Origin of the sequence: Psychrobacter sp. Ps6, assembly GCF_022129235.1 — a bacterium.
Taxonomy (GTDB): domain Bacteria; phylum Pseudomonadota; class Gammaproteobacteria; order Pseudomonadales; family Moraxellaceae; genus Psychrobacter.
The window spans coordinates 1260-1888 of sequence record NZ_JADQAI010000093.1; the positions used below are offsets into that span (position 1 = coordinate 1260).

1 protein-coding gene is annotated in these 629 nt (G+C 38.6%); it reads right to left on the minus strand.

Annotated features, from left to right (window positions below; translation table 11 throughout):
* A partial coding sequence (locus tag I3255_RS14000; RefSeq protein ID WP_238039360.1) for a VpsR-related response regulator occupies positions 1 to 437 on the minus strand: 437 nt, incomplete at its 3' end.
* Between the last annotated feature and the right edge of the window lie 192 nt (positions 438 to 629).

Here is a 629-nt window from a genome sequence, read left to right on the forward strand (position 1 = left end):
AGCCCTATTTGCCCTAACTGTCGCAATTCAGGCCAAACATATCGCTCAAGAGCCAACATTCCGCATTGATGACCTATTGTTGTTAATAACTGAGGTATCGGAATCGGTAGTGAAAAATAATCAAAGCAAAAATTCACGATAAACTGGCATACGGCTTCATTATTCAGTTGTTTTTCATCAATCAAAGCGATCCAACGAACTTGCTTATGACGATTCAGCAATGAGGCAAAACTGTGCAAGCTAAAATATGATTGGCTTAAATCGACTAAACCTATGCATGGGCCTAATTCCAGTAATACGGATTCAGCCATTCGCATATCGTGACAAAAATGGCACTGCCACTCACTCTGCTCTAGTGCCGTTAAACAAGAGGATTCGATAGAACCAAAGACAAAAAGATGACTGACGTCAGACTCAAACCTAAATGATGTTCGCAATGACCTTACCCTTTACTGTCTTTTATACAACATACCCATATTTATATTTCAATCGATAAAAAAAAACCACCGTCAAAAACGGTGGCTTAGATTTATTCACACAATCAATTTATGCTTGTGGACGCATTGCTGGGAATAAAATAACGTCACGAATAGTATGCGTATTAGTAAATAGCATAACTAGACGGTCGA